General features: G+C 72.4%; 6 protein-coding genes. 5 read left to right on the forward strand and 1 reads right to left on the reverse strand.

The window, feature by feature from the left end:
- The first annotated feature begins 99 nt into the window (after positions 1-99).
- The 3 genes from C1729_RS08160 to C1729_RS08170 all read left to right on the forward strand — a co-directional run bounded on the left by C1729_RS08160 (position 100) and on the right by C1729_RS08170 (position 2589).
- Positions 100-1425, forward strand: a complete 1326-nt coding sequence (locus C1729_RS08160; protein ID WP_102509503.1) for a hypothetical protein — start codon at positions 100-102, stop codon at positions 1423-1425.
- Between the two features lie 23 nt (positions 1426-1448).
- Complete coding sequence (locus tag C1729_RS08165) at positions 1449-1973, forward strand: hypothetical protein (RefSeq protein ID WP_165375455.1); 525 nt, start codon at positions 1449-1451, stop codon at positions 1971-1973.
- A 91-nt stretch (positions 1974-2064) separates the two neighbouring features.
- Complete coding sequence (locus C1729_RS08170; protein ID WP_129590700.1) at positions 2065-2589, forward strand: hypothetical protein; 525 nt, start codon at positions 2065-2067, stop codon at positions 2587-2589.
- 34 nt (positions 2590-2623) lie between these two features.
- Here C1729_RS08170 and C1729_RS08175 read toward each other — a convergent pair whose 3' ends face one another.
- Positions 2624-4075 (reverse strand): helix-turn-helix domain-containing protein, encoded by a 1452-nt coding sequence (locus C1729_RS08175; RefSeq protein ID WP_242493760.1) that lies wholly within the window; start codon positions 4073-4075, stop codon positions 2624-2626.
- A gap of 147 nt (positions 4076-4222) precedes the next feature.
- On the opposite strand from C1729_RS08175, the gene C1729_RS08180 reads away from it, so the two are divergent.
- Both C1729_RS08180 and C1729_RS08185 read left to right on the forward strand, forming a co-directional pair.
- On the forward strand, positions 4223-6127 hold the full coding sequence (locus C1729_RS08180) for a phosphoenolpyruvate carboxykinase (GTP) (protein ID WP_102509507.1): 1905 nt from the start codon (positions 4223-4225) through the stop codon (positions 6125-6127).
- Between the two features lie 97 nt (positions 6128-6224).
- Positions 6225-7232, forward strand: a complete 1008-nt coding sequence (locus C1729_RS08185; RefSeq protein WP_129590701.1) for a helix-turn-helix domain-containing protein — start codon at positions 6225-6227, stop codon at positions 7230-7232.
- Positions 7233-7340 lie beyond the last annotated feature (108 nt).

The raw sequence follows: 7340 nt of genomic DNA on the forward strand, positions 1-7340 counted from the left end.
GGGACTGGGCTCGTGCCAGGCCGGCAGGCCCCCGCGTGGGTCCCGCGTACCGAGGGAGCGGTCGCCCGGATGACGGGTTCGTGGCCCCGGCCGTTGGCCGTGGCCACGCGGACGGCGTGGGGCGCCGTCGCTGCGCTCACGTGGACGACGCTGCGTGATGCGGGCGACGTCCTCGTGGCGGGCGCGCGCCAGCCGGGCGGACGCAGGCGACTGGCCGCGCAGCGCGGGGCCGCGGCCGGCTCGGGGCAGCGCACGGCACGCGAGCTCGTCCTCGAGGTGACCAACGGGCCGGTCCGTGCCCGGCTGCGTCGCACGATCGCGTGCGTCGCGCTCGTCGTCCTCGCGTGGCTCGCGTTCCGGGTGGCACCGGAGACCGCCGGCGCGATCGGTCGCAGCGCGAGCGAGGCGCTCGGCTGGCTCGCGGGCGTCGCGAGCTCGCTCATCGACTGGTGGGGCGAGCAGCCGCTCCTCACACAGATCGTCATCGGGGCGGGCATCGCGGCTCTTGTCGTGCTCTCGGGCGGGTCGCTCGGACTCGCCATGGGTGTCTCCGGGGTGCTCACCTGGGGTCTTGACAAGGGTCACGGGATCCAGACGTTCGTGCGCGACCCTGGCCAGGCGACACGTGACTACGTCACGACGGCCACACCGGGGACGATCCTCGCGGACACGCTCGGCTTCGCCCTGACGTTCGCGCCCACGAACTTCGTGGGCGCGGGACTCGGCCGTGGCCTGCGCGACGCCGCCCTCGACATCGCGGACGACCCGGCGGCCTGGGCGGCTGCACGTCGCGCGTCGATGCGCGGGGATCGGGGGGCGGTCAACCCGGCCGCGTTCCTCGGAGCGGCCCCGGACGAGAAGCTCGAGGCCGCGACCAAGGAGCTCCGGCGGCAGGATCGCGAACGCATGCGTCGCGTGTGGAGGGGGTTCCCGCACGGCGCCGACGACGCCACCAAGGCGGCGTGGTACCGCAGGGCCGCCACGGCGGACGGCATTCCCGAGCACATGCGCCCTATCCTCAACGGCAGGGCGTTCAACCATGAGATCTACCCGCAGTTCAATGCCCACGAGGTGACGATCCATCGCCTCGACCCGGTGACGGGTGCAAGGCTCGAGGCGTTCCGTGTCGACGGGCTCACCGACGATCGCATCATCTCGTTGAAGCACACGCAGCTGGCTGAGGTGCAGCCCAGGACGGCGAAGGAGTACATCGACGAGATGGTGAGAAAGTACAACCCTCGAGACCGAGACCTCGTCTTCGGGCGAACCCAGGGGAACGTCGACAAGCTCCCGGGCTCACTGATCGGCGAGAACCTCAAAGGCGACATGGTTCTCGGTGTTCCACCTCAGAGGGCCCCCATCCCCCAGGCGGTGCTCGACTACGCACGCCGCTCGAGAATCCTGATCGAGGAGTTCACTTCCTAGTGAGGACACCAACCGTGCCGTACATGTTCACCGACTTCTACAACGATTGGACCGGCCGTCCCGGCGGTGACCTGCCGTGGATGAGCGAGGAGGAGGCCCGCGCCCGCTACGGAAAGTCCGTCGTCATCGCCGTCGACGCCGCCAGCGTCGGCCCCGACGGTATCCCCCAGCCCCGCTGGCTCGTTGCCGTCTCCCGGGGCGCGATCGTCGAGTTCCTCGACGAGCACCGCCGCACCTGGCGACGTATCGACTGGGAACCCGTCGACGGCCGCTGGTTCCGCCAGTACGTCGCCGACTACTTCTACCCCACCGACGACCGCCATTACCGCGTGAGCGAGGCCGAGCTCAAGGTCGAAGCACGGGCCAGGCCCGACGGCACCGCCTACCTCACGGTCCTCGACCGCGCTGCAGGCCAACGCTCCGAGACCGAGTTCCACGACGTCGACGTCTCCACCTTCTGGGCCGACCCACCCGCCTTCGACGAATGGGAGCCCTTCACCGACCCCGGCGACGCAGCCTCCCACCTCAGCCAGGACTGGATCGCCTGACACCCTCGGACCGCGTCCACAACGACGCCCGCGAGTGGCGAACCGACATCGAAGAGTTCACAACATGGTGAGGACACCAACCGTGCCGTACATGTACACCGACCGTTGGAACGGGCTGACCGGTATCCCCGCCGGGGACCTGCCGTGGATGAGCGAGGACGAAGCACGCGCCCGCTACGGAAAGTCCGTCGTCATCGCCGTCGACGCCGCCACCGTCGGCCCCGACGGTATCCCCCAGCCCCGCTGGCTCGTCGCCGTCTCCCGGGGCGCGATCGTCGAGTTCCTCGACGAGCACCGCCGCACCTGGCGACGCATCGACTGGGAACCCGTCGACGGCCGCTGGTTCCGCCAGAAGGTCGCCGACTACTTCTACCCCACCGACGACCGCCATTACCGCACCGACGAGGCCGAGCTCAAGGTCGCGGTCGTGGCCGAACCCGACGGCACCGCCTACCTCACGGTCCTCGACCGCGCCGCAGGCCAACGCTCCGAGACCGAGTTCCACGACGTCGACGTCTCCACCTTCTGGGCCGACCCACCCGCCTTCGGCGAGTGGGACGCCTTCACCGACCCCGGCGACGACGCCTCCCGCCTCAGCCAGGACTGGATCGCCTGACACCCTCAGACTGCGCGCACAACGTCACGAAGAGCTACACCTGGCCCGCGGTGGTCGGGTCCGTGGGGGCGTGGCTCTCGAGGAAGCGGTAGACCTCGGCGTCGTCGACGCCCGGGAACCGGCCCGTCGGGAGCGCCGCGAGGACGTGCTGGTGCATCTTCGCGCTCGGCCACGCGGCGTCGGCCCACCGCTCCTCGAGCGCGGCGGCAGGCCGCTGGCAGCATGCGGCATCGGGGCACGTCGACGTCATGCGCCGGTCCGTCTCGCGGCCGCGGAACCACCGGACGTCCGTGAACGGCACGCCCACGGAGATCGAGAACTCGCCGTTCTCGGCGGTGCCCGTCTGCGTCGAGCACCAGTACGTGCCGCCCGGCTTGTCCGTGTACTGGTAGTACTCGCTCGTGCGGTCGCGCGACGCGAACGCCTGCCTGGCCGCCCAGCTGCGGCACACTGTCTGCCCCTCGATCGCACCCGTGACGTCCGTCGGGAAGCGCACGCCGTCGTTCTCGTAGCCGCGCAGGAGCATGCCCTCGCCCGTGACGCGCAGGTAGTGGAGGTGGATGCCGAGGTCGACTGTCGCGAGGTTCGTGAAGCGCTGCGCGGCCGCGTCGTGCGAGACGCCGAACGCGTCGCGGAAGTCGGAGACCGCGAGGTCCCGCTCCTTCTTGCGCTCGAGCAGCCACGGCACCGCGACCGAGCGCGGCACAAGGCACGCGGACGCGAAGTAGTTGATCTCGAGCCGCTGCCGCAGGAAGTCCTTGTACGACTCGGGACGGCGGTGCTCGAGCACGCGGTGCGCGAGCGCCTGGAGCGCGAGGGCGCGCAGGCCGTGCCCGCCGGGGATCGACGCGGGCGGCAGGTAGATGCGGCCGGACGCGAGGTCGGTGACGGTGCGCGTCGAGCGCGGCAGCTCGTCGGTATGGAGGATCTCGAACCCGAGGAGCTCGGCGGCACGCGCGACGGTGCGGTGCGTGAGCGGCCCGCCGACGTAGCCAGCGCGGCGCACGAGGTCCTCGGCGGCGGCCTCGATCTCGGGGAGGTGGTTGTCGCGCTCGCGCATCGCGGTGCGCAGCTCGAGGTTGGCCGCACGTGCGGCCTCGGGGGTCGCGACCGCCTCGCGGTCGCGCCTGGCGAGCTCGCGGTGGAGGCCGACGAGGCTCTCGAGGACGGGCTGCGGCAGCTTCTGCGACGCCTTGACCTCGGGCAGGCCGAGCCTGCCGTACGTCGAGCCGCGCTGCGCGCGGTCGAGCTCGATCTCGAGCGCGGCGCGCTGCGACGGCGGTTCCTCGGAGAGCAGGTCGGGGACGGTGACGCCGAACGCCTCCGCGAGCGCGCCGAGCGCGCTGATGCGCGGCTCGCGCTTGCCGTTCTCGATCTGCGAGAGCTGGGAGGGGGCAAGGCCCGTCGTCGCGGCGACGTCGTCGAGCGTGAGGTCCGCGGCGGTGCGAAAGTGCCGGATGCGTCGGCCGAGGATGAGGAGGTCCATCGCTTCACCATACGGAAAGATCCGCGAATCTTTCCAGAGATTCGTCGGTGAAGCCGCGCAGGGGCCGGATGAGGCTGAGGGCATGGCGGGGTTCCGGCCCCGCCCCCGGCCCCAGGGCCGGGCCCGCCCGACGACGAGGAGAGGCCGATGAGCATCACCGCCCCCGCCCCCACGCTGCCCACGACGACGACGTGCGACGGCCGCCAGCTCGCGGCCCGCGCGTGGGTCTCCGCCGTCGCCGACCTCCTCGAGCCTGACGAGATCGTCTGGTGCGACGGTTCCGCCGACGAGCGCGCCCGCCTCACCGCGCTCATGGTCGCCCAAGGCACCCTCGTCCCTCTCAACCCCGCGAAGCGCCCCGGCTCGTACCTCGCGCGCTCCGACCCGTCGGACGTCGCCCGCGTCGAGTCCCGCACGTTCATCTGCTCGCGTGAGCAGGCCGATGCCGGCCCGACGAACAACTGGCGCGAGCCCGCCGAGATGCGCCGCGAGCTCCACGGCGTCGTCGCGGGGGCCATGCGCGGCCGCACGATGTACGTCGTCCCGTTCTCCATGGGGCCCGTCGGAGGCCCGATCTCCCAACTCGGCATCGAGATCACCGACTCCCCGTACGTCGTCGTCTCCATGCACGTCATGACGCGCGTCTCGCGCGAGGTGCTGCGCCTCGTCGACCACGGCGCGCCGTATGTGCCGGCCGTCCACACGGTCGGTGCCCCCCTCGCGCCCGGGCAGGCCGACGTCCCGTGGCCGTGCAGCCCCACGAAGTACATCGCGCACTTCCCCGAGACCCGCGAGATCTGGTCGACGGGCTCCGGCTACGGCGGCAACGCGCTGCTCGGCAAGAAGTGCTTCGCGCTGCGCATCGCGTCGACGATGGGCCGGGCCGAGGGGTGGCTCGCCGAGCACATGCTCGTCATCCGCGCGACGAGCCCGCAGGGCCGCGACTACCACCTCGCCGCCGCGTTCCCGTCGGCGTGCGGCAAGACGAACCTCGCGATGCTCGAGCCCACGGTCCCCGGGTGGAGCGTCGAGACGATCGGCGACGACATCGCGTGGATGCGCCCCGGACGCGACGGCAGGCTGCGCGCGATCAACCCCGAGGCCGGGTTCTTCGGCGTCGCGCCCGGCACGGGCTGGTCGACGAACCCGACGGCGATGCGCACTGTCGCGCGGGACACGATCTTCACGAACGTCGCTCTCACGGACGACGGCGACGTGTGGTGGGAGGGCATGACGGACGAGCCGCCCGCGCACCTCGTCGACTGGCAGGGCCAGGACTGGACGCCCGGCTGCGGGCGTCCAGCCGCGCATCCCAACGCGCGCTTCACGGTCGCGGCGGCGCAGTGCCCGACGATCTCGCCCGACTGGGAGGACCCTGACGGCGTGCCGATCGACGCGATCGTCTTCGGTGGCAGGCGGGCGTCGAACGTGCCGCTCGTCGCGGAGGCGTTCTCGTGGGAGCACGGCGTGCTCATGGGCGCGACGGTGTCGTCCGAGCAGACGGCGGCCGCGGAGGGCACGGTGGGTGAGTTGCGCCGCGACCCGTTCGCGATGCTGCCGTTCTGCGGCTACAACATGGCCGACCACTGGCAGCACTGGCTCGACGTGGGCGCGTCGCTCGACGCCGAGCGGCGGCCGATGATCTTCCAGGTCAACTGGTTCCGCAAGGACTCGGACGGGCGCTTCCTGTGGCCGGGGTTCGGAGAGAACTCGCGCGTCGTCGAGTGGCTGCTGCGTCGGACGGACCTGCGGACGCGCCCGGAGGGCGCGGGCGCCGAGCGTCCCGGGGCCGAGGACGACGCGCGGCCGTGGGGCGGTCCGGTGCCGGGGGCGCGCCCGACGGCCGTCGGGCGGGGCCCCGCGGACGGGGCGCTCGACGTCACGGGCCTCGCCCTCGCCGAGGGCGCGCTCGACGAGCTGTTCCGCGTCGACTCGGCGGCGTGGGGGCGCGAGGCGGACCTCACGGAGGAGTTCTTCGCATCCTTCGGGGACCGCGTCCCTGCGGCCCTCCGCAGGGAGCTCGCGGCGCTCCGCGACCGGCTGTCCCGCTGACAGGCGCCCCCGAGAGGGGGTGGCGGGCGCCCTGGTTGGGACCTTCGTCCCGGGGTAGGTTGGGGGCGGTTCGGCCGACGACGGACGGAGGATGCTCGTGCACAGAGCTGCCCCGCGTCCCCTCGTCGCCGCCTCGTGGCGGCGTTCCGCCGCGCTCGCGCTCGACCCCGACGCCGTCCCCGGGCTCCTCGACCTCCCCGCCGACGACCTCCTCGCCTACCGCGCCGAGCACCCGCTCTCGCTCGCCTGGCCCGTCGTCGAACGCCTCCTCGTGCGGTACGCGACCGACGCGGGCCTCGTCGTCGCGCTCGGCGACCGCGCCGGCCGCCTGCTCTGGGTCGACGGCGACCGCACCGCCCGCCGGCGCGCCGAGGACATGGCGTTCCTCGAGGGCGCCGACTGGTCGGAGGCGGTCGCCGGGACGAGCGCCCCCGGCACCGCGCTCGCCCTCGGACGTGCCGTGCAGATCCGTCGCGACGAGCACTTCGCACGCATGGTCCACCCGTGGTCGTGCAGCGCCGTGCCCCTGCGCGACCGCACGACAGGCACGCTCCTCGGGGTCCTCGACGTCACGGGAGGCGACCTCGCCGTCGCGTCCGGCGTCCTCCCGCTGCTCGAGGCGACGGCCGCGGCCGCCGAGGCCGAGCTTGCGCTCGCCCCGCGCGGCGACCGCCCGACGACGCTCGCGACCGAGCCCGCCCCGTCCACTGCCTCGGCCTCGGCCGGCACCCTCCCGGACGTGCTGCACGCGTCCGGCCACGATCCGCACGACACGGGCCTCGGCGCGCCCGTCCCCCGCGCCGAGCCCGCGGGTGCGCGCCCCCGCGTCACCGCCTCGGCGCCGACACGGCCGACGCTGTGCGTGCTCGGCCGTGACGCCGCCGAGCTGCGCGCACCGGACGGGACGACGACGCTCTCCGCACGTCACGCCGAGATCCTCACGGTCCTCGCCCACCACCGGGCGGGGCTCGGAGCGTCCGAGCTCGCCGCAGCCGTCTACGGCCGCGACGACGCGCTCGTGACGCTCCGCGCCGAGATGGTGCGGCTGCGCAAGGTCCTCGAGGACGCAGCCCCGGGCCTCGTCCCGTTTCTTATACACATCTGACGCTGCCGACGACACCCTTCTCGCTGGAACCCGAAGGTGGCCCTATCTTTGACTCAAACAAAAAAAATATTACACTAGTTGTGCGATGACACGAACTAAGTTATTACT

It is taken from the genome of Sanguibacter massiliensis (assembly GCF_900240335.1).
GTDB classification, from domain to species: domain Bacteria; phylum Actinomycetota; class Actinomycetes; order Actinomycetales; family Cellulomonadaceae; genus Flavimobilis; species Flavimobilis massiliensis.